The organism is Kouleothrix sp. 19917 (genome assembly GCF_057073505.1).
Map to the genome: position 1 here is coordinate 1,439,250 of NZ_CP097099.1, position 21,527 is coordinate 1,460,776.

Here is a 21,527-nt window from a genome sequence, read left to right on the forward strand (position 1 = left end):
CAAATGCGAGATAACTTGTAAATCCTTGCCCTGCAAGTGGTTGTTCGCCGATCCAATCAATAACTGGGAATTGTAGCGTCTGGTTGTGTATTGTGAGTTCATAGGACGCGTTTCACTACCATACAGAAAATCAGGGCTAGACGGCAGGCTTGTGAAATGTGCGGACGAGGGTGACAGGCAGCTCTGAGGGAACCAGAAACCCATCGGGTATCGGTCGCTCTTCCTTGAGACAGCGAGCAAGCAGCCGCACTCCCAGCCGAAACAAACTGAGATCACACCGATCCGCACGATGCAGCAGTTTCATCCAGCCGTCTTGCAACGCACACACGCCCAAATACACCATCCAGATATATGCCAAGCACGAGGCGATCAAGAAGCGACTGAGCCGCGCTGGTTCTGAGAGATGGCTTTTATCGATATGAAACCCGCGACTTTTCTGATCAGAAAAGAAGGTCTCGATATGCGCTCGCTTTTTGTAGAGCCGTGCCGCCTCGTCCAAATCTGCCAGGTTTGTGACGAGATACAGTGCGTCCTGCTCCTGCGCGTCCCAGAGCGCCAGAAGGCTCAGCGGACCATACTGTTTCGCCGTCATTGCGGCGGGACTGACTGCCAGATACTCGCCTGGTGCTGGCTCAAGCGCGCTGAGGTGAAACCTCACACCATAGCAGGTCACCAGGATGTTTGCGGCGGTTCGGCAGACATACTGCCAGCCGTAGCTCTGGAGTTGCGCCTGCAGTTCAATGCCATCAAACTCGCCATCGCCCAAGAAGATCACGGTGGCATCATCAGGCACGAGTGCGTTGACTTGGGAGAGCAGTTCACAATGCAGGTGTTCAGGAAAATGGCCTTTGCTCCCTTGCACCACCAGCCAGCAGAGCGGCAACGCGCGCCCGTGATAGACCACACTCAGCATCAGGGCAATGCAGCCGCGTCCGACCACACTGCCATCCATCACCAGATGGAGTGGCTGTTTGGCCAGCGTGGCGAGCAATTCCCGAGCAACTGGAGAGAACCAGCCGTCGATGGTGTGGCGCTCGTGTTTGAGCCAGCGGCGAAAGCGTTCAATCAGACTTTCTTGCTTGATGCGGCCAGTAGGTGCGTGATCGGCGCAAAGCGAGAGGTGGGCGTGTCGACCGCCGACCAAGCCACAGATCAAGGCAGCCAAGGTGTTGAGATGCTTTTCGCGATGGCCGTGAGGACGCGGGTGATAGAATTGCATAATCCCGTCTTTTATGGCACGATAGCGCCGATACGTGTCGCTCATGGGAGCTTCTCCTGACTGGAAACGGTCGTCAGCAAGGACAAGCATACCAGAAGTGGCGCGTATCAGCTTTTTGAACATGTGTTCTGTATGGTAGTCAAAGGACGCGTCACGATAGACGCCGTGCTGCACGACTTGATATGGACTTGTGCTGTGTGGGGCGAGTGGACCAAATACAAGGCGCTCGTTTGGAAAGGTAATAATGGCTTGCTCAATAGGAATATCGCTGGTGTTTGTAATACGGAAACGCTGCGCTTCGTGACTGCGGAATGAGCAAGCGCCAAGAGTAATTGCAAAGCAGAAAGCAATCCAGAGGTGTAATTTTCGGAAGCGGTAGTTCATAGCTATCGTTATCTTCTATGCAGTAGTGACCGTACCAAACCACCTGAGTGGTGGAAGCAAGCCAAGCACGCAGGCATTGTGCCGAGTTGCCACGTCAATTGTACCCCGCCACGCGATTGGGTTGAAGCGGGTATGGAGTGAGAAAACCTCATTGTGACGGTATACGTTGCGTTGAGAGAAAATAGGCGTTCAAAAACGTGACGAAGAATGCGAGCCGGACATGCATGCGCTATCAGTCCAGAAGGCATTGATGAAATGAATGGACGCCCAACGGGTTGGCGTTCAGTTGCCGCGAGCGCTCTGCTCAGGCTTCTCTCAAAAAAGGCGCGATCTTGCGCGCGAAGCGGTCAACTGCAACGCCGTGTTGGACGGCGGCTCATAGTTGCAGAGCGCTAGGCAGGTTTTGTAAAGAGTTGCGGCGCAAATCGTCGGAGATCATGCGCTAACGCACTCTGGTCGGAATATTGAAAGATAAAGAGCGGTATACGACGCGTCGTATACAGATCGCGTTGATGCAGCGGACTGATGTAGGTTGCAGCAGGCCGGTGTAATAGCAGTGATGGCAACCCACTGCCATGCGTGATTTCTTGGACATTGCTCCAAGTCGTCTTGATGGTTATCCCAGGGCCATAGTATTCGAGCCCTTTGGGGGACAGCATCAAATATGCGGTTCTTTTCAGGTGTCGCGCGACCCAGAATGCAATCAGAATAACGAGCAGAAGAACAAGCGAGATCGTGATTGTTCCTGTGGAAATAACGCCTTGTTGCTTGAGATCATTGCGTATCGCGACAATTGGAATCAGCGCAAAGAGTGGTACGAGCAGTGCCACAATGTACACGGCAACTTGGTTAAATACCTGGGGTTCGTGATAGATTGTACACGTCTCGCCGGTTGCAGCTGGGTGGGAGGCGGTCATGATTTGCTCTGCTGTATTGATGACGTCGCTCTGTCCCATTATACGACTTGCCGACCCTTCGAGTTACAGAGAAAGAGAATAGATGAATGACAATACTGCACCTTGTTCAGAGTGGTGTTGATGGCCGCCGTCCAACGGGTTGCGCATCAGCCGCCGACAAGGCGCGCGGCACCAGAAGGCGCTAAAATAGCATCGATCTCGCGCGCCGAAGGCGGTCTGCTGCATGCGCATGTTGGGCCGCAGGCACTTCCTGACTTTCAACCGTGGTTACTGCCCATTCCTGTCACCAGATTACAAAGTCGTCCTCACGCAAGTTGTTCACACACTCTCGGGCGGAATCACGGCAAAGTTGTATTTCTCAGCCACCGCGAGGAGTTTTGCCACATCCGCTGGGCTAGAAGGCGGTGCAGCAATGCCTGATTGCGCTGGAGTGCCAATCTCATCAAACATCGCTTCCATTCCTGCTGGGACATACAGGAAGAGCATGCGCACCGGCACCGAGCCAACCGTTGCATACGAATGCTTCGTCCCTTTTGGTACATGCACAACTGTTCCTGTTGGCGCTGCGATCGCGCCAGCATCTGTGGTGAACACGATCTCGCCTTCTAGGATAATGAAGGTCTCATCCTCAGCGTAGTGAATATGCGGTGGTGGACCGCCGCCCAGAGGGACGATTGCTTCGAGAAGCGCGAAAGCACCACCAGTCTGCGCACCAGAAAGCTTCAGAGTGTATGTATCGCCTAACAACCACGTTCTAGTGCCTGCGTCCGGCGCGACAGCAATGGCTTGATCTTCTGGAGTAGACATGACTTTCTCCCTAGTTCTACAGGACACGAATAGATAACGAATGCTAGTTTACTCTACAACCCGTGTCAAGATGAGATAGCCTATCTCAGACAGCAAACTATGATGGATTGACGATTAGTTATGCGATGAACTTGGCGAACATGTGTGAACTATCTCGCCATATCGCCGATCACGCTGATACGAGTATGGTGGAGTAGTCCCACGGCGTGATACTATCGCTCAGGTGACGCAGCATCCTAGGTGAAGCTCAGGCACATGATTGACTGTAAAGGGGTCGAGCGGTAGCGGCCCAACATGAAAGTGAACGAATCCGACAGCACCTATTATCGGCCAGGAGCGGCTTTTGCGCAAGTGATTCGTGCTATTGGTGAAACGACCGCCATCACGACTTGGATTCGTCTATTTCGCCAATGGTCGCTGGATTGTGAGTCGCGTGCGTCGAAACTTCAACTGGTGATTCGATCACGAGTCACGCAAAACGGCCTTTTTGCGGGAAGCGGCTGATCGGGTGCCGGCCCAACGGGTTGGCGTTCAGTTGCCGCGAGCGCGCTGCTCAGGGCTTTGTGAAAAACAGGCGATCTTGCGCGCGAAGCGGTCAACTGCAACGCCGTGTTGGGCGGCAACTCGTTTTTTTGCATTGGAATGGAAACATGGGTACGCACTTCTGTCACCAACTTTCTGCGTAGATCAGCCGAAAGATGAGCGGAACATGCGCAAGCACCGCAGCAAGGAGTGCGATGACCAATAGAGTACTATCTGTGAGTAAACGGCTCAAGATGAATGTGGTGCCAATAAGGATAAACGCCATGGCTTGGGCAAGCCAGCCAAGGCGCACCCGTTGTCGTTTACGCTGGTCACTAATCTCAGCAAGTTGTCTATGAATAACGAGATAGCGGCTAACTGGATGCCAAAATGTCCCAACGATTTGGACAAGGCCAAGCACAATCAAAAAACTACCGCTTAAAAGTCGGAAGGTCGTCATTATCATTATTTGCTTTCCTTCGGCGTCGAACAGACGTTAGAGCAGCACCATATAGCTTAATGTGCATCTGATGGAGCGCATCTGAACAGTGAATAGGTAGGCGGCCTCCCCTTCCAGTATACCACGTGCTATTCTCGTAGATCATATACACCATGACCTTGCGTTTCATCTGATGCGTCGTACAAACGTAAATGAAGCCCTGAGCCTGACAGAATTGTAGCTGCCACAAGCTCGATGAAGTTGCCGGCCCAACGGGTTGCGCTTTAGCGGCGCCGCCGCATTAAATGGCAAGCACATTGTAGCAGACACTGGCGCTGAAAAAGGCACGATCTCGCTCGACGCGAAGCGGCGTCCGCTGCAAGCGCGTGTTGGGCGTGAGCACTGATAGAAAGCCAAACTGAAGCATGAGCCACAGACCTTAAAGCGACACGAGCAGCTGCGCTCGGCTGAACTACGCTGACCGGAACCACATTCAGCACAACGGGCGCTCGCACCACGCAGGGTTGAGATCACGCGACCCGGAACCACGTGGCATAACGAGCATTTGTATCACGATAAAGCGCGCCAAACGTTGAACGGAACCACGGCAGCATAACGGGCAGTTGTACCACGCGGGGTTGAGAAAGCGTTGACAGAATCACGCGGCACAACGGGCGTTCATCCAATGCTCGATTCGTTCCTTCGTGGCGGCACTGCGTTCTTCTGCCAAAAAGACAGCAAGCGACCTGTGAGATCAAGACAACCTGCGAAACGAGACACGCCCAACGGGTTGCGCTTTAGCGGCGCCGCCGCAATAAATGGCAACCACATTGTAGCAAATACTGTCATTTGAAAAACGCACGATCTCGCACGACGCGAAGCGGCGTCCGCTGCAAGCGCGTGTTGGGCGTGAGCTTTGATAAACAGCCGAGTGGAAGCATGAGACGCCGACGTTGATGCGACACAAGCAGCTGCGCCCGGCAGAACCACGTTGACCGGAATCACATTCAGCAAAACGAGCGCCCATACCACGCGGGGTTGAGAAAGCGCGACACGGAACCACGTGGCACAACGAGCTTTCGTATCACGTTCAGGTGCGCAAATCGTTGACTGAAACCACGCCAGCACAACGAGCATTCGCACCACGCGGGGTTGAGCAAGCGCTGACTGGAATCACGCGGCACAACGGGCGTTCATCCCACGCTCGATTCGTTCCTTCGTGGCTGCACAGCACTCTTTTGCTAAAAAGACAGCAAGCGACCTGCGAGATCGAGACAACTTTAGAAACGAGGCGCGCCCAACGGGTTGCGCTTTAGCGGCGCCGCCCCGATTGATAGCAACACCATTGTAGCAGAAACTGACGCTGAAAAACGCCCGATCTCGCTCGACGCGAAGCGGCGTCCGCTGCAAGCGCGTGTTGGGCGTGAGCCTCGATAGACAGCCAAGCTGAAGCATGTTCGGCCAGCGTTGATGCGACACGAGCAGCTGCGCTCGGCGGAATCACGTTGACCGGAATCACATTCAGCACAACGAGCGCCCATACCACGCAGGGTTGAGAAAGCGCTGACTGGAACAACGCGGCATAACGAGCTTTCGAATCACACTGGTGTGAACCAGGCGTTGAACGAAACCACGCCAGCATAACGGGCGCTCGTACCACGCGGGGTTGAGAAAACGCGACACAGAATCACGTGGCACAACGGGCATTCATCCCACGCTCGATTCGCTCCTTCGTGGTTGCACTGCGTTCTTTTGGCGAAAAGACAGAAAGCGACCTGTGAGATCAAGACAACCTGAGAAACGAAAGACGCCCAACGGGTTGCGCTTTAGCGGCGCCGCCACCGATTGACGGCTGTCACATTGTAGCAGAAACTGACGCTGAAAAAGGCACGATCTTGCTCGACGCGAAGCGGCGTCCGCTGCAAGCGCGTGTTGGGGTGCTTCTATTTCAAACCGTCCTAATGCGTATCGTCGCCGTTTATGTGTGCGAACTACATCACTGCCTTACTGCCTTTTGTTGCTTGACTTCCACTTAATCTTCTGCTATTATTACGTTTGCTGATATATCGTTATGTGTACTAGTGGATGCAATCAAATGGACGATGATCCTGATGCCTTTTCCAGCTTTGGTCGTTTTGTTGAGCCTGCCCTGCTGATCCTAATAAGCTTATCCGACGGACCAAAGCATGGCTACCTAATGATAGAGGACATTGCAGAGTTTAGTACAACTCGCCTTGGAGCAGGCACGCTGTATGGAGCTATTTCGCGTTTAGAGCATCAAGGATTGATTATACCTTTGCCACTAACAGAACGGCGGCGACCCTATCAACTCACTGATCTTGGTCGCCGTGTTATCACATCACATGTCGTACGATTGCAGCAGATGACACGTACTGGATTACAACGATTATCCTCATCATGAAGCAAATACTCATTCGCTTGTATCCTCATACATGGCGGCATCGTTATGAAGAAGAATTCTTGGAGCTTTTAGAACTACAACCACTTACAATATGGTTGCTTGCTGATATCCTAATGGGCGCATTAGATGCGCATTGGTATACTGCTGCACAATCGATAAGGAGGAATGCAATGGCAAACTGGATATATCGGCGCGAGCAACAAATAGTGCTTCTTCTTTGGATTGGTGTATTGCTAGTTCTTCGTAGCATTATTCATTCTGTTTTCCTCGTATTTAATATAGATATTTTAGCAATTATTGGTGTGGGGCTGCTGTGCAGCGGCTTCATTCTTGCATATTACATTCGATGTAAAAAAGCAATTTAATCTGAAAATCTATCTGCTGGGTGCCAGAGTTAGATTAGAGAAGCAGCCCAACATGAAAGTGAACGAATCCGACAGCACCTATTATCGGCCAGGAGCGGCTTTTGCGCAAGTGATTCGTGCTATTGGTGAAACGACCGCCATCACGACTTGGATTCGTCTATTTCGCCGATGGTCGCTGAATTGTGAGTCGCGTGCGTCGAAACTTCAACTGGTGAGTCAATCACGAGTCACGCAAAACGGCATTTTTGCGGGAAGCGGCTGATCGGGTGCCGGCCCAACGGGTTGGCGTTCAGTTGCCGTGAGCGCGCTGCGCAGGATTCTATTAAAAACGAGCGATCTTGCGCGCGAAGCGGTCAACTGCAACGCCGTGTTGGACCGTGCTTTCGAATGTTTTGAGGAAATTAGCTCTGTTCAAACGGATTGAGCAGCGTTAAACCAGCAATCCAGATAAAATCTGAGGTGTTACGGGTCACAAGTGTCAGGTTATGTGCGAGCGCTGTACCAGCAATTAATGCATCACCCAAGGTCATCTTACGGAGTTGGCGTAGTTTGACTGCTTGATCGAGCACTGGTTGTGTCACAGCGAGAATCGGCGCCGTGTTGAAAAATGCTTCCAGAAGCTGCCGATCTTGTTCGGTGAGCTTATGGTATCCCAAAACTTCCACGTAACTGACTGCTGACACAGCCGGGTTCCTATCGATGATGAGTTGCCGCAGCGCTGTATATTGGGGCTGAGCGGCATAGATAATGATATTGCTATCAATCAGCATCAGGCGGCTCGTTCTGGTAAATGGCGTTCTTCACGCTGTTCACGTTCCCATACACTCGGATCGTCTATCTCAGCGAACGTTTCTGATTGCGCAAGTTGCTCCAAAATGGTTGCCATTGCTGCCCCTGTGTGGAGAGATTGCGAGATGTGGTCTGATGGCTCCAAAATAGTTACATGGACTGCAACCGGCTGCTCGGAACCAAGGTCGGCAGGTGGAGTATCGCTCCACTCTAATCGGTTTCCTCGTAAGATTGCTTTATATGTGTGTAGCATAGATATCATCCTTCCCAAAGCGAAACAAACAGTGACTATATTATACAGGGATTAGGATGAAGAGGAAAATAATGGGAGGAAAACGCGGCAGCGGTTGTACTCAATGCGCATAAAGGTAATCTCGTATGGATAGAGATGCGGCAAGGTCCAACGGGTTGCGCTTTAGCGGCGCCGCCACCGATTGATGGCTGCACCATTGTAGCAGATACTGGCACTTGAAAAACGCCCGATCTCGCTCGACGCGAAGCGGCGTCCGCTGCAAGCGCGTGTTGGGTTGCTGGTCGTGTACAGCCCTACACTGTCTACACTATATCGGCAACCCAGCGTGCAATCAGGCTGGCAAGCTGTGCTTCATATCCGGTATACACATGATCCGCGCCATCAATCAGTTTCCCATCGATGTACTGTGATTGGTGTGCTGTCTGGCGAAGAAACGCAAGCTCTGCTTCTCCGCCAACATCGCCACCGGTTCCGTAAAACGCGAGGATAGGGGTAGTGATTGTGCTGAGATAGGATGGACCGCGTGTGTTGCTATACGCTTGCTCAAGCGCCTGTGCGCGACTGACGAGCGTGCGCGCGGAAAGCTGATACCAAGGCTCGTCGGCAAACAGCGTGAGAAGGGTTGTTGGTTGCCCTGCAGCGACCAACTCTTGTGCCGTGAGCAAGCTGTCGGTCCAGTGTCCATGTACTTCAGGCGAAGCCAGAATGATTGCACGTACCCGAGGATCAGCGCGTTGGGCTTGATAGAAGAGCGTTTTGGTTGCTCCATGGCTATGACCGATCAAAACGATCTTCTGGCTTCCGCGTTCTGCGGCAACGTTCACCCAGGCAGCGAGATCGGCTGGCGCGTCTTCGATGCGTTCCCAGGCGCTGCCACCGGCATAAGGGATGTCATCAGGAAGATGATAGAGCGTGGCAGAAATATCATGACCACGCGTGTTGCAGCTCAGGAATGCAAATCCCTGTCTGACGAGTGCGCGACCAATAGTGATGTATGGCCAATCATAAAATGTGCCGGTGTTGCCGTGGATCCAGAGGAGTGTGATCGGAGGGAATGAGGATGGCTGAGGAGGAGTGATACAGACGCCAGCGAGTAGTAAGCCATCTTCGCTTTGGGTATAGACTAATTCTTCGCAAGTCTGCATGAGAAGCTCCTTTATGCGCAGGAAGTGAATGCGGAGAGTGTAGCAGGCAGATGTGACAGGGGCGGTCACTGGTGAAGCACCGAAGGCAACCCAACGGGTTGGCGTTCAGTTGCCGCGAGCGCGCTGCACAGGCTTCTATCAAAAACGCACGATCTCGCGCGCGAAGCGGTCAACTGCAACGCCGTGTTGGACGCTGCTGTTTAATTCATGCTTATTGCGGTGCAAGGATAATATGTCTCTACAGTTGAGATTATCGTGGTGGCATTGGAATAATTTCGAGCAGACGTTCGCTTGTGTTGGAAAGGAACTGGCCAATTGCGGGCGCGTGTCGGCGAAGTAGAACTTCCACTTCTGTAGTTGTACAATTCCCAATACGGATCCAAATTACTTTTGGTGGCGCACCCCGTAGGGCGCTCAGGTCATTGAAGTCCAGATCTTTGGTGACAATGGTGTAGTCTTGCTGACCTGCAAACCTCCAAATAGCATCATCTTCGGCATTGAAAAGCCCATGGAAGACAACATGGCTTGAAGCTGGAAAAAGATCATCCAGTCGTCCGACGAGCTTTCGTGAAAGGTGATGATCGAAGAGCAGTTTCATGCGGCAGCTACAAGGATCTGATGATCGCGATCGGCGGCAAAACTCAGGCAGGCGTGAATATCTTCCTCGGTCAAATCAGGAAAATCCTCAAGAATTTCTGGAATTGACATTCCAGCGGCCAGATAAGATAGGACATCATAGACAGTATAGCGGAGACCACGAATGGTCGGCTTACCACTTCGGATATTTGGATTAATAGTAATAATGGAACGGTAAGACTTGTCCATACGAATGCCTCTCAAATCGCTGCGCCGAGTGGGGTGCTTGAACGTGACGAGATAATGTGATTGTACCATACTCGTGGTCGCACAGTGATGGCAGCGTCCAACGGGTTGGCGTTCAGTTGCCGCGAGCGCGCTGTCAGATTTCTATCAAAAACGGGCGATCTTGCGCGCGAAGCGGTCAACTGCAACGCCGTGTTGGACGGTTATTCAAAGCGTTGTACCATATTTGCACAAAAATTATCTCCAGTACGAAGCGTATTCTGAGTGTTTTCGCTCCGTGCTAAAGTAATACTTATCAGTAGGAAATTTTCTTAGGGATATTAATACTAAGGTTTTGCAGAAATAGGCGAAAGCTCAGGGTAAAGCCAAACGGAGCTTGATATCGGACAGAGTCATGCCTTGGTGCGATTGTTCGATGGCCCAAGCAAGCGTTTTGCCCAAGGTCTCGCGAGCGATGGTGCGACAGGACTCGCCAATGGTCATCAGGCGTGTGTGAGCCCATTCGAAGGCACGATCATGCTTCAATTGGCGCATCAGAGCCGTGTACGCCAGGACGACGAGGTGCATGTGCCTGGTCTGGCCCATCCCGTCCCTGAGCTGACACTCGCCCATGCCCAAATGCTGCTTCCCGTCCCGATGAAAGGTCTCCGTCCCTGTCCAGCGCTTTTTGTAGACCTTCAAAATGCGATGAGCTTCCCACTGGGTTCGGTTGCTGATCAGGATCTTGCGTGGCGTCGCAGCTTCTGCTTCTGACCACAACACCAGAATACGCACTGGGTGGTTGACATTGGGCAGACGAACGGACTTGGTGAAGCTACCATTGCGTGTGACCGCCGACCGTAAACTTGGTGCGAACAAGCGGCGTGAGCGTTTTGACCCACTCAGTCACGCTGGTCTGCTTCCCGCTGACTACAATCACTCGGTTGGCTTTCAAATCACCGATGTAGCTGCGACCTTTGGCGTGGAGGGTGTTCATAATTGGCGCGTTGGTGAAGTAACTGTCGAAGGTGAAGTCGCCCGGTATGTCCTCAGCGACAACCCAATCGATCAGTTCCTTAGCGAGGTCGGTGTGATTCTTGAACGGGCGCTCGTCGTCGCACTGCTCGCGCTTGCGGAAGCGCCGGAAATCGAGCGGATAATGCTTCCCACTCGGGTTGACGTAGTTGGCAAACAGGTAATCGTGGGCGATCAGGTGGCGTTTGTCGGCATGGTCCCAGAAATAGCCGACATCCTCTATCAGTTTGCCGTCATGATCTATCAAAGTGTTATCGATCGCGATAACGCCGTCGTGACGATAGCGCGTTGCAGCGTCCTGTTGAAGCCATTCGAGCCGGTGCGCGTTGATGCGCTGGACATCCCAGGGCGCTTCAGTCAACCATCGATTGAGAGTGGATTGGTCGGGTGGGGCGGCAAACTCTCGCGTGATACCGCTCACGGTCTTGTGCTCCGCTACAAACAGCCCGGTCAGGTATTCGGCAAAGTGGCGGCGTGAAGGCTCATTTGGAAACAGGTCGGCGAACTGGACCAGCAGTTCCTCGACCACCTGTGGTATCGCGACAATTGCTGGCACCTGTGCCTCCCAACTGGTAGACCAACGCTCGCCTGATCATATGCTCAGAAGCTTGTTGCCGCAAATCTGCAAAAGTCCAGTTAATACAGGCAATGCATAGAAATTTCCTGATGAATTTTTGTCATAAAGTAAAGGAATGCGTCGATCTTTAGTATATACATAACGGTATATTGCTTCCTCGCGGTGCAATTCCTCATATTTAGATAAAACAATATCAAACACATCAGAGTACATTGCATTATGAACCGGTAGAGCAAAGTAATGCGCCAAGCTTTCCAAGTCGTCTCGTTTAACATGCCAATTCTTTATGAACAATTTGTTGATTGCATCGTCCCATTTTTCCCAGTTATCCTCAACACTCTTTGCAATCACTTCGGCTTTCTGTTTTTCGCGAAGCGCAAAAGATTTATAAATAGCATATATGATGAGCACAACTATAAACACCCATGTTATCTCTGAACCTCCCAACTCAAAAATAATATTATATCCAAGTATAGACCAGATAAACCCGAAGGCAACGGTAAATATAGAAAGTATGGGAATGCGAAAGTTGAGAATTAAATCGTTTAGTACAAAACCTAAAAATCTGTTGTCGAATTCATTATGTTCTTTTTTCTTCGACCAAAGTGAACGTAGAAACCCATAAAAGGAATATAGGCTAAGAAACCAGATAGCAAAGAGGTAAATAGGTGGTATCGTAATATTAGTAAAAAGGAATGTCGGAATTTGTGCAGTATTTTTTGTAGACCAAATCAGTGAAACCAGAGCAATACTAGACATAATAGAAGAGGTGATCATCGAGATTAATTCTTTAGAATCTACTATGAAGCCAATAATAGAAGCGAAGATATCAAACCTTTTTTTCCAATGAGATTCGGAGATGGCTTGGTTGTCCTTTGAGTCAGATAGTTCGCTCATATCTTGTAGCTCTCCTGTGTTACGCTGAATTTTATCTTATTGTACGCAAGAGATCACTCGAAGTTACATGGTATGTGAATTAAGCTGAGGAGTGCTTGCCGTCCAACGTCCCCCATTAGTGGCAGGCTGCGAGGCAGATGACATAGATCGGTAGTAGCTTGTACCGCAGTAGAACCACCAAAATCGCCCCGATCCAGCCTGTCCACTACATGGGATTGTTAGGCCGCTGCAAATTGCGGCTTTGAGGCATCAGGATCATGCTTATGTAACCTTATTTATCATGTTCAAAATAGAGAATGCGCTAACCGTAATGCTTGCTGGTAGAACATTCTCTTATGACTGCGTTTTGCACTTTGTACGATAATGCTTATAGGATTCATGGTCTCAATGTATGTTATTTTATATTTGTTTGAACATCTTGGTATAAATTGTTGGTAGATAATTCTCCATCAACAGAAAATGCCTTTCCTGCTTCGTTGTTGTTTTGCAGATAATACATGAACCAAGCTGTCATATACCCGTCAAATTGTATGTATGAATCCCCATGGTCTACATTTTTCTTTCTAGCAATGACTTTATCTGTTGTTGCTGGCAGCATATTATAATTTTCCTGCAATGACCATAGTGGGGCAATGCCTTGTGCTACGCCATTTTTATCATCAACAACCTGGTCTTTACTTGTAGCGTTACCGGCATCCCAATTACCTGTCCCTGCTGTTAAAAATACTGGTATACTTACCTTTGAAATATCATATTCCCATTGGTCACCCATAACCCTTGTATGATAAGATGAGGTTGCACTTGCTGCATACAAAGCCTTTATCATATAGCCATGCTCTTGATTTGCTACCATATTAAATACTGCCGGTCCACCTTGGGAATGTCCGCCAATTCCAATATTGTCTAAATCAATTTTATGATAAAAAATGCTGTCTTTGTTTTCGTTTTCTTGAATTAGGAATTCTATTGTCTTCTCTAATGAAGCACCAGTTCTGGTGTTTTTATCATCATTTCCGATTGCAATAAATCCCCACGATGATAAATGCTCCAAGAACGCTTTATACGTAGAGGAAGTGCTTCCCGTCCCGTTTGCAAATATTACAACAGGATATTTGTTATCACTACTTTTCAAATCATCGGGATACCACACTGCATATTTTCCGATTATTTCATCGTTTGCGTCATACTCTTTATATGATACCTCGTGCTCTCCCAATGCCGTATAGTTCTTTTCAATCTCTCCTGCCGGGGTTGCGTACTTATAATAGTTCTCATTTCTGTTATTCATAACGCCAAACATAACCAAGATACCGCCTATGATCAGCAACACAAGAATCAGTAGTATAATTAGAATTATCTTTATCACCTTTTTCATCAATAGTCCTTTCTTCCATTTTTAATTGACAGCACAATATAGCCATAGACACCTCTCCCGAGAAAGAAGACAAAGTATACCACAAATCGGGATAAAGTCTAATATACTATTAGAACAAATGATCTTGTTGAGGGTTGATTTAAAGCGGCCTAACGGGTTGGCGTTCAGTTGCCGCGAGCGCAGCACAAACCTCCTCAAAAACGACGATCTCGCGCGCGAAGCGGTCAACTGCAACGCCGTGTTGGGCGCGAGCGTTGATAAACAGCCGAGTTGAAGCATGAGCAGCCGGCGTTAATGCGACACGAGCAGCTGCGCTCGGCTGAACCACGCTGCCTGGAATCACCTCAGCACCACGAGCGTTTGTACCACGCAGGGTTGAGAAAACGCTGGCCAAAATCACGTTCAGCACCACGAACCTTCGTACCACGCTCCTTTGCGGCAACCATTGACTGGAACCACAATCAGCATACGGCGGGCGCTCGTACCACGCAGGGTTGAGCAAGCGCTGACGGTATCACGCGGCACAACGGGCCTTCATCCCACGCTCGATTCGTTCCTTTCACTACCATACAGAAAATCAGGGCTAGACGGCAGGCTTGTGAAATGTGCGGACGAGGGTGACAGGCAGCTCTGAGGGAACCAGAAACCCATCGGGTATCGGTCGCTCTTCCTTGAGACAGCGAGCAAGCAGCCGCACTCCCAGCCGAAACAAACTGAGATCACACCGATCCGCACGATGCAGCAGTTTCATCCAGCCGTCTTGCAACGCACACACGCCCAAATACACCATCCAGATATATGCCAAGCACGAGGCGATCAAGAAGCGACTAAGCCGCGCTGGTTCTGAGAGATGGCTTTTATCGATATGAAACCCGCGACTTTTCTGATCAGAAAAGAAGGTCTCGATATGCGCTCGCTTTTTGTAGAGCCGTGCCGCCTCGTCCAAATCTGCCAGGTTTGTGACGAGATACAGTGCGTCCTGCTCCTGCGCGTCCCAGAGCGCCAGAAGGCTCAGCGGACCATACTGTTTCGCCGTCATTGCGGCGGGACTGACTGCCAGATACTCGCCTGGTGCTGGCTCAAGCGCGCTGAGGTGAAACCTCACACCATAGCAGGTCACCAGGATGTTTGCGGCGGTTCGGCAGACATACTGCCAGCCGTAGCTCTGGAGTTGCGCCTGCAGTTCAATGCCATCAAACTCGCCATCGCCCAAGAAGATCACGGTGGCATCATCAGGCACGAGTGCGTTGACTTGGGAGAGCAGTTCACAATGCAGGTGTTCAGGAAAATGGCCTTTGCTCCCTTGCACCACCAGCCAGCAGAGCGGCAACGCGCGCCCGTGATAGACCACACTCAGCATCAGGGCAATGCAGCCGCGTCCGACCACACTGCCATCCATCACCAGATGGAGTGGCTGTTTGGCCAGCGTGGCGAGCAATTCCCGAGCAACTGGAGAGAACCAGCCGTCGATGGTGTGGCGCTCGTGTTTGAGCCAGCGGCGAAAGCGTTCAATCAGACTTTCTTGCTTGATGCGGCCAGTAGGTGCGTGATCGGCGCAAAGCGAGAGGTGGGCGTGTCGACCGCCGACCAAGCCACAGATCAAGGCAGCCAAGGTGTTGAGATGCTTTTCGCGATGGCCGTGAGGACGCGGGTGATAGAATTGCATAATCCCGTCTTTTATGGCACGATAGCGCCGATACGTGTCGCTCATGGGAGCTTCTCCTGACTGGAAACGGTCGTCAGCAAGGACAAGCATACCAGAAGTGGCGCGTATCAGCTTTTTGAACATGTGTTCTGTATGGTAGTCAATTCGTTCCTTCGGAGTTGCACTGCGTTCTTTTGCCGAAAAGACAGAAAGCGATCTTCGAGATCAAGACAACCTGAGAAACGAAAGACGCCCAACGGGTTGGCGTTCAGTTGCCGCGAGCGCTGTATGAGCCTCTTAAAAACACTGATCTCGTGCGCGAAGCGGTCAACTGCAACGCCGTGTTGGGCGAACGCGCTTGTTTGCCGACCACGGTGTTGCTGCCGCAATCATACCACGTTTCATTTGCTGCTGCGTTTGGTTTATGGCTGCGCAACGAGGCGGGCGCAAGGCAGGCGAGTGCTCGCAGCGGTGCTTGTGCCCGCTTCATTGCGCCTGCGCACGCGAACGGCGTTGATCTGCTGACAGCGGGAGCGTTCCGCGTGGCGCGCAGCACGAGATTTCTGGAAGCGACCGTTCGTTTTGCGCGCCGCGCGGTTCGCGACCGAACAACGTATCCGCTCATACGGTGAGTGCGCGAAGATCTGTTGTGTGCCCAAGACGAGAAGGAATTTGCACCTGCAAATTCGAATAATGCATCTGCCGAAAAGGAATTTGCACCTGCAAATTCGAATAATGCACCTGCCGAAAAGGAATTTGCACCTGCCAAAAAGCGTTGCGAGGCGCGTCTGAGGCATCAAACGAAACTGGTGAAAGAGCGGGGAAGCAGAGCAAAAATGGGGATGGTCAGGAAGTGATGAGCAAGGTGCACACGAGGCTGACGAGCGAAACCGGCAAGGCAAAAACATACCTATGGAGGTATATGCTCAGTGCAAAAGAAAGGCAGGCGACTTGAAACAGAAATGATGAGGCGATGGACTGGACTCAAAAATGTGATCAGGATAGCGTTCGCCCAACGGGTTGCGCTTTAGCGGCGCCGCCATTGATTGATGGCTGCCACATTGTAGCAGAAACTAGCGCTGAAAAAGGCACGATCTTGCTCGACGCGAAGCGGCGTCCGCTGCAAGCGCGTGTTGGGCGTGAACTTCGATAGAAAGCCGAATGGAAGCATGAGACGCCGACGTTGATGCGACACGAGCAACTACGCTCGGCGGAATCACGTTGACCGGAACCACATTCAGCACAACGAGCCTTCATTCCACGCAGGGTTGTGAAAACTTTGAACGGAACCACGCGGCACAACGAGCGTTCGTACCACGTACAAATGCGCCAAACGCTGACCGGAACCACGCCAGCACAACGGGCGCTCATACCACGTGGGGTTGAGAAGGCGTTGACTGGAATCACGTGGCACAACGGGCGTTCATCCCATGCTCGATTCGGTTCTTCGTGGCAGCAGAGCATTCTTCTGCCGAAAAGACAGCAAGCAGCCTGCGAGAACGAGACAGCGTGAGAAACGAGACGCGCCCAACGGGTTGTGCTTTAGCGGCGCCGCCCCGATAAATGGCAACACCATTGTAGCAGATACTGACGCTGAAAAACGCCCGATCTCGCACGACGCGAAGCGGCGTCCGCTGCAAGCGCGTGTTGGGCGTGAGCCTCGATAGACAGCCAAACTGAGGCAGACGCCAATCACGCTCCATCGACACGAGCAACTGCGCTTGGCGGAATCACGCTGACCGGAACCACTTCAGCACAACGAGCTTTTGTGCCACGCCGGGTTGCGAAAGCACTGACCGGAATCACACTCAGCACCACGCGCGTTCGTATCACGTTGAAATGTGCCAAGCGTTGAACGGAACCACGTTCAGTACAACGGGCGCTCGTACCACGCGGGGTTGAGCAAACGCTGACTGGAATCACGCGGCACAACGGGCGTTCATTCCACGCTCGATTCGGTCTTTCGAGCAGCACTGCTTTTTTATGCCGAAAAGACAGCAAGCGACCTGCGAGATCGAGATAACCTGCGAAACGAGACCCGCCCAACGGGTTGGCATTCAGTTGCCGCGAGCGCTGCATAGAACGACATTCAAAAAGCAACGATCTCGCGCGCGAAGCGGTCAACTGCAATGCCGTGTTCGGCGGCCTCTGGCTCAGCGTATTGTGTTCAAAAGTCAATAAACTCGCGTAAATCATTAAGAATATCGTTAATCAAGGTATCATCCCTCATCTCCCAATTGCTAATACGGAAGACATCCCATCCCTCTTTCCTAAGTTTTCTGTCTTCCTTAAGCCTTTGCGAATATCGCTCCTCATTGGCAATCCAATCACTACTTATCTTCCGTGCGTAATGACCGATATCATCAAGGAGCAGCGCAAAACGCTTCTGCTTCCAAAATACAACAAAGTCAACGCGGTACAGATCGTCAGCATAGCCAGATGACTGTGAGCGCAAATCTTGCTTAGTCTTTGAATGCCACTGAATCCAGGCTTGGGGAATGAGCAAAGGTACATTTTCATTAAGCATATTAAACATGTTTGCATAGTGCAGAAAAAAAGCTTGTTCGGATGCTGTTTGTATCAATTGGAGTAAAGATGTGCCAAGCGTTGGTTGTGCGACTGACTGGTGAGCTATTAAGGTTTGCGCTTTATTATGGGTAAGGCTTGGGTAAACTTTTTCTCTTAACACGCCTATACCTGGCTCCTCCTCGAAACGAATAGTCTGATTACGTTTGCTTGGAAGAATGGCGACGCTTGGCTTTTTGAGACCAAAAGGTAGTCCTGCAGGGAACTGTTGTTTAAACAGGTCGTTTGGTTCATGTGTAGATAGTGATTCTTTCTCTAGCACACGAAATATTGGGTCGAATTGTGTCCGTAAATATTCTCGTCGCTCCTGATACGAGGCAAACTGGTTTTTAATAAATCCCCAAAATTCGTTCAGTGTACGGTGGTCTTGCACAAAGCTTGGGAGTAAAGGCAGAAGATGGTTCTGGGCGACAATCTCTCGGCGCAAGGTTGTATATGTGTCGATGTCGTCCGGCTCAGCATTGCCCGTAGCGCGTCTCAACAACACATCTTTAAATTGTTCTAATTTCTGGAGGATAGTATTTGCTGTATCCATCGGTGTATCTGGCTATTTCAGACCAGGCCAATAGAGCGATCATTTTACCATAAGCTAGCTACAGATAGGGAAAGCGCGAATGGAAGCCGCCGAACGGGTTGCGCTTTAGCGGCGGCGCCACTGGTAGATGGCAGCCACATTGTAGCAGAAACTGACGCTGAAAAACGCGCGATCTCGCTCGACGCGAAGCGGCGTCCGCTGCAAGCGCGTGTTGGGCGTCTTCGCTGTTGGCTGCCATGCATTACGGATCTGGCCGTGGGACGCCACGCTGGAGAACTCGTTTTGCTTCTGCCTCTGTGTCATATGGTACTGCGTGTTGCTCGCTGAGCCAATGCCCATCGCGATAGGTGAGCACGGTGAAATGACTCAGCCCATCGTGCCGAAATCCAACGCTCGCAACATTCATGTAGAGCCGTCCATCAAGCCAGCGAGTGTAGGATGTGTGTGCATGTCCGAACGCATAAATGCTGGCATCGACGCTGCCATACGCGTGTCGCACTGTGTCAGCAGGCGTTCCCGCCGCACAGATTGGATCGTCAATTGCACGCGGTGACGCGTGGCAAACATACAACCGTTGTTCGGGAGCAACATCGAAAGTCAATTCGAACGGCAACGCTGCCAGCATATTACGTGTGCTTTTGGAAAGCGAATTCTCGAACCAATCGACAATTCCTTGATAATAGGCAAGCGAGTTTCGTGTCTGTCCAGGATGCAGACGAGCTTGCTCGGCCAGACGACTGAATTTGTCGGGCGTATCGCTATCACCACGGATGAGATGAACGTGGTGCTCAAGGAGAAGTTCGATCAGATCATCACCGCCAGACTCGCCCGTCACGTGATCGCCAGCGGCAATTAAAAGATCAGCTCCGCCCAATGCGGAAAGAGCATTGAGGACAGCCGTAAGGCCCGTATAATTGCCGTGGATATCAGAAAAGAGCGCGAAACGCACGGCGATGCTCCTGCTGACGTATTTGTCTCAAAAAGACTCGCGGATCATGAAGCAGTTGTGTGGATGGAGAGACGCCCAACGGGTTGCGCTTTAGCGGCGCCGCCCCGATGAATGGCAGCCACATTGTAGCAGATACCGACGCTGAAAAAGGCACGATCTCGCTCGACGCGAAGCGGCGTCCGCTGCAAGCGCGTGTTCGGCGGCAGCCTTGACAATTCCATTGCCTTGGAGACAGCCTTACAACAAGTCTTTATCTGGTTCGATATCGTCAAGACATAATGCTGTTCTGAGCATTCCAAAGGCGTCGGCTTGGTGTTGCATTATCCCGATAACATCATGCATAGCCATAAGATAACCTGTATGATATGCGCGATCTAGCTCGTTCTCCTGAATGTATTTTTCTGCTTTGGCCTCAACAGCCCGCTCTTTCAGGAGCATTCCAAGATCGTAGAGGTAATTGCTGGTGATTTGGTCGCTGGTGGTCATATCTGTTACTCCGAGGAGCGATAGCACCTGCACTACAAGGCAGCTTTGGCTTATATATAGCGAGTACTGGAAGCGTTATAAGTTCCATCGTTGATCAATCGCGTCATTCAAAACTCGTTGTGGATCCTGTCCTAATTCTTGGAGCTTACGTTTATAGACGTCGATATGCCACCAGGGGCAAGAAGGGTCATTACAGGGTTCATCTGGATCTCCATCGTGCTCAAACTCAAGATGAAAACAGAGCCAGTGCATTCGTTCAAAGACCGTGTAATCTTCGTAAAAGCGAGTGACGGGCTTACCACAACGGACACACAGGTGTTCTACATGACTCATGTCGGCTCCATTCAGGTTCGCCGTTAATACACCTTTGGTTTTGGTCTATGTGTTAAAAATGGCACCATAGGATGATAGGATTTGCTGAGGCGTGTGGTAGATAGCCGCCGAACGGGTTGGCGTTCAGTTGCCGCGAGCGCGCTACTCAGGCTTTCATTAAAAACGGGCGATCTTGCGCGCGAAGCGGTCAACTGCAACGCCGTGTTGGGCTGCCTTTTTGGAAGTTGTTTTGGATATAGACGGTTATTCTAAACTCTGGTTGTTGGGAGCAGCGTTGAGCATTCGTAGATGGTCTATCTTGTCGCCAATCATTAACGTAGGACTATTGAGTTCTTGGTACTGTTGTGGCCTTCCAGTAATAATGAGTATGATGGCGTCACGAAAGTTTGGATGTGCACGTAGTTGCTCAATTGTAGCGATTACATCGAGAGGATATTCAACGACCACAATCGAAATGGCCACAGTGCTCTGGTAATGCGCAATCGCAACTTCAGGATTTGCTGTTGTAATCGTCTCGACTTGAACTGCGTCATTCGTGCTATCACGGATAAAGTACTCAACCAGAAGTTTATAATCAGGCTGGTCACAAAAATGGACAAGGAGTGACATAACTGTTTCCGTATCGTGCTACTCATAGATCTTGCCGCAATAGAGAAACTGTGCACAAGCACGCCAAATGGCTCCTATATCAGATGATGAATGGAGTTGCATTGGCGCGGCCTCCGCCCAAGCTATCGCGGCCTCTAAATAGTCCTCTATCGTGTCATTTTGCCATTCGTCGCGTGTGACCGGGTTGGCGCGATCTGCTTGCAAGGCACGGACAAAGGCGATAAAAGAAGATTGATCATTTACCTGTGCCACGCGATCAATGAGATGCATACCGATTCTCTCCGTGAGATTTTACCAGCAATAGAATGGCAGTGAGCTTGGACGGGTGGCGGCCCAACGGGTTGGCGTTCAGTTGCCGCGAGCGCTGTATAAACCTCTTAAAAACGACGATCTCGCGCGCGAAGCGGTCAACTGCAACGCCGTGTTGGGTGGCTCAT

At 51.0% G+C, this 21,527-nt stretch carries 23 protein-coding genes and 1 pseudogene; 5 read left to right on the forward strand and 19 right to left on the reverse strand.

Going from position 1 to position 21,527, the window contains the following annotated elements:
* Positions 1-136: 136 nt before the first annotated feature.
* The 3 genes from M1P90_RS05755 to M1P90_RS05765 all read right to left on the reverse strand — a co-directional run bounded on the left by M1P90_RS05755 (position 137) and on the right by M1P90_RS05765 (position 3,327).
* On the reverse strand, positions 137-1,603 hold the full coding sequence (locus tag M1P90_RS05755) for a transposase (RefSeq protein WP_483701693.1): 1,467 nt from the start codon (positions 1,601-1,603) through the stop codon (positions 137-139).
* Positions 1,604-1,995: 392 nt separating this feature from the next.
* Positions 1,996-2,559, reverse strand: a complete 564-nt coding sequence (locus tag M1P90_RS05760; protein WP_483701694.1) for a hypothetical protein — start codon at positions 2,557-2,559, stop codon at positions 1,996-1,998.
* 279 nt (positions 2,560-2,838) lie between these two features.
* Entirely contained in the window at positions 2,839-3,327 is a 489-nt protein-coding gene (locus M1P90_RS05765) for a cupin domain-containing protein (protein ID WP_483701695.1), read from the reverse strand.
* 294 nt (positions 3,328-3,621) lie between these two features.
* Here M1P90_RS05765 and M1P90_RS05770 point away from each other — a divergent pair, with 294 nt between their 5' ends.
* On the forward strand, positions 3,622-3,831 hold the full coding sequence (locus tag M1P90_RS05770; RefSeq protein WP_483701696.1) for a hypothetical protein: 210 nt from the start codon (positions 3,622-3,624) through the stop codon (positions 3,829-3,831).
* A 163-nt stretch (positions 3,832-3,994) separates the two neighbouring features.
* Here M1P90_RS05770 and M1P90_RS05775 read toward each other — a convergent pair whose 3' ends face one another.
* A complete protein-coding gene (locus tag M1P90_RS05775; protein ID WP_483701697.1) occupies positions 3,995-4,315 on the reverse strand; it encodes a hypothetical protein in 321 nt (106 codons plus the stop codon).
* A gap of 2,068 nt (positions 4,316-6,383) precedes the next feature.
* Between M1P90_RS05775 and M1P90_RS05780 the strand changes: the two genes are divergently transcribed.
* Genes M1P90_RS05780 through M1P90_RS05790 form a run of 3 tightly spaced genes read left to right on the forward strand, consistent with a single transcriptional unit; the run spans position 6,384 to position 7,337 of the window.
* Positions 6,384-6,710 (forward strand): PadR family transcriptional regulator, encoded by a 327-nt coding sequence (locus tag M1P90_RS05780; RefSeq protein WP_483701698.1) that lies wholly within the window; start codon positions 6,384-6,386, stop codon positions 6,708-6,710.
* Positions 6,707-7,075: a hypothetical protein gene (locus tag M1P90_RS05785; RefSeq protein WP_483701699.1), complete on the forward strand. Its 369-nt coding sequence runs from the start codon at positions 6,707-6,709 to the stop codon at positions 7,073-7,075. The genes M1P90_RS05780 and M1P90_RS05785 overlap by 4 nt, the downstream gene beginning before the upstream one ends.
* A 52-nt stretch (positions 7,076-7,127) precedes the next feature.
* The gene (locus M1P90_RS05790) at positions 7,128-7,337 is read left to right on the forward strand and encodes a hypothetical protein (RefSeq protein ID WP_483701700.1); all 210 of its coding nucleotides are present in this window, start codon (positions 7,128-7,130) and stop codon (positions 7,335-7,337) included.
* A gap of 139 nt (positions 7,338-7,476) precedes the next feature.
* On the opposite strand, the gene M1P90_RS05795 is transcribed toward M1P90_RS05790, so the two are convergent.
* The 10 genes and pseudogenes from M1P90_RS05795 to M1P90_RS05840 all read right to left on the reverse strand — a co-directional run bounded on the left by M1P90_RS05795 (position 7,477) and on the right by M1P90_RS05840 (position 15,658).
* The gene (locus tag M1P90_RS05795; protein ID WP_483701701.1) at positions 7,477-7,845 is read right to left on the reverse strand and encodes a type II toxin-antitoxin system VapC family toxin; all 369 of its coding nucleotides are present in this window, start codon (positions 7,843-7,845) and stop codon (positions 7,477-7,479) included.
* Positions 7,845-8,117: a hypothetical protein gene (locus tag M1P90_RS05800; protein WP_483701702.1), complete on the reverse strand. Its 273-nt coding sequence runs from the start codon at positions 8,115-8,117 to the stop codon at positions 7,845-7,847. Before M1P90_RS05800 ends, M1P90_RS05795 begins: the two co-directional genes overlap by 1 nt.
* A 302-nt stretch (positions 8,118-8,419) precedes the next feature.
* On the reverse strand, positions 8,420-9,262 hold the full coding sequence (locus M1P90_RS05805; RefSeq protein WP_483701703.1) for an alpha/beta hydrolase: 843 nt from the start codon (positions 9,260-9,262) through the stop codon (positions 8,420-8,422).
* 250 nt (positions 9,263-9,512) lie between these two features.
* Positions 9,513-9,860, reverse strand: coding sequence for a DUF5615 family PIN-like protein (locus M1P90_RS05810; protein WP_483701704.1), 348 nt, complete (start codon positions 9,858-9,860; stop codon positions 9,513-9,515).
* A complete protein-coding gene (locus M1P90_RS05815; protein ID WP_483701705.1) occupies positions 9,857-10,087 on the reverse strand; it encodes a DUF433 domain-containing protein in 231 nt (76 codons plus the stop codon). The genes M1P90_RS05810 and M1P90_RS05815 overlap by 4 nt, the downstream gene beginning before the upstream one ends.
* A gap of 351 nt (positions 10,088-10,438) precedes the next feature.
* Positions 10,439-11,654: pseudogene (locus tag M1P90_RS05820) on the reverse strand (IS701 family transposase).
* Positions 11,655-11,690: 36 nt separating this feature from the next.
* A complete protein-coding gene (locus M1P90_RS05825; RefSeq protein ID WP_483701706.1) occupies positions 11,691-12,572 on the reverse strand; it encodes a hypothetical protein in 882 nt (293 codons plus the stop codon).
* 394 nt (positions 12,573-12,966) lie between these two features.
* Positions 12,967-13,947, reverse strand: a complete 981-nt coding sequence (locus M1P90_RS05830) for an alpha/beta hydrolase (protein ID WP_483701707.1) — start codon at positions 13,945-13,947, stop codon at positions 12,967-12,969.
* A gap of 139 nt (positions 13,948-14,086) precedes the next feature.
* The gene (locus tag M1P90_RS05835; RefSeq protein WP_483701708.1) at positions 14,087-14,356 is read right to left on the reverse strand and encodes a hypothetical protein; all 270 of its coding nucleotides are present in this window, start codon (positions 14,354-14,356) and stop codon (positions 14,087-14,089) included.
* A 174-nt stretch (positions 14,357-14,530) separates the two neighbouring features.
* Positions 14,531-15,658: a transposase gene (locus M1P90_RS05840; RefSeq protein ID WP_483700943.1), complete on the reverse strand. Its 1,128-nt coding sequence runs from the start codon at positions 15,656-15,658 to the stop codon at positions 14,531-14,533.
* A 206-nt stretch (positions 15,659-15,864) separates the two neighbouring features.
* Here M1P90_RS05840 and M1P90_RS05845 point away from each other — a divergent pair, with 206 nt between their 5' ends.
* The gene (locus M1P90_RS05845; RefSeq protein WP_483701709.1) at positions 15,865-16,224 is read left to right on the forward strand and encodes a hypothetical protein; all 360 of its coding nucleotides are present in this window, start codon (positions 15,865-15,867) and stop codon (positions 16,222-16,224) included.
* Between the two features lie 1,535 nt (positions 16,225-17,759).
* Here M1P90_RS05845 and M1P90_RS05850 read toward each other — a convergent pair.
* From M1P90_RS05850 to M1P90_RS05870, 5 genes are all read right to left on the reverse strand, one after another.
* On the reverse strand, positions 17,760-18,713 hold the full coding sequence (locus tag M1P90_RS05850; RefSeq protein WP_483701710.1) for a hypothetical protein: 954 nt from the start codon (positions 18,711-18,713) through the stop codon (positions 17,760-17,762).
* Positions 18,714-18,954: 241 nt separating this feature from the next.
* On the reverse strand, positions 18,955-19,662 hold the full coding sequence (locus M1P90_RS05855) for a metallophosphoesterase family protein (protein WP_483701711.1): 708 nt from the start codon (positions 19,660-19,662) through the stop codon (positions 18,955-18,957).
* Positions 19,663-19,899: 237 nt separating this feature from the next.
* Entirely contained in the window at positions 19,900-20,148 is a 249-nt protein-coding gene (locus M1P90_RS05860; RefSeq protein WP_483701712.1) for a hypothetical protein, read from the reverse strand.
* A 576-nt stretch (positions 20,149-20,724) separates the two neighbouring features.
* Complete coding sequence (locus M1P90_RS05865; RefSeq protein WP_483701713.1) at positions 20,725-21,090, reverse strand: response regulator; 366 nt, start codon at positions 21,088-21,090, stop codon at positions 20,725-20,727.
* An 18-nt stretch (positions 21,091-21,108) separates the two neighbouring features.
* Positions 21,109-21,360 (reverse strand): DUF7660 family protein, encoded by a 252-nt coding sequence (locus M1P90_RS05870; protein WP_483701714.1) that lies wholly within the window; start codon positions 21,358-21,360, stop codon positions 21,109-21,111.
* Positions 21,361-21,527: the final 167 nt, after the last annotated feature.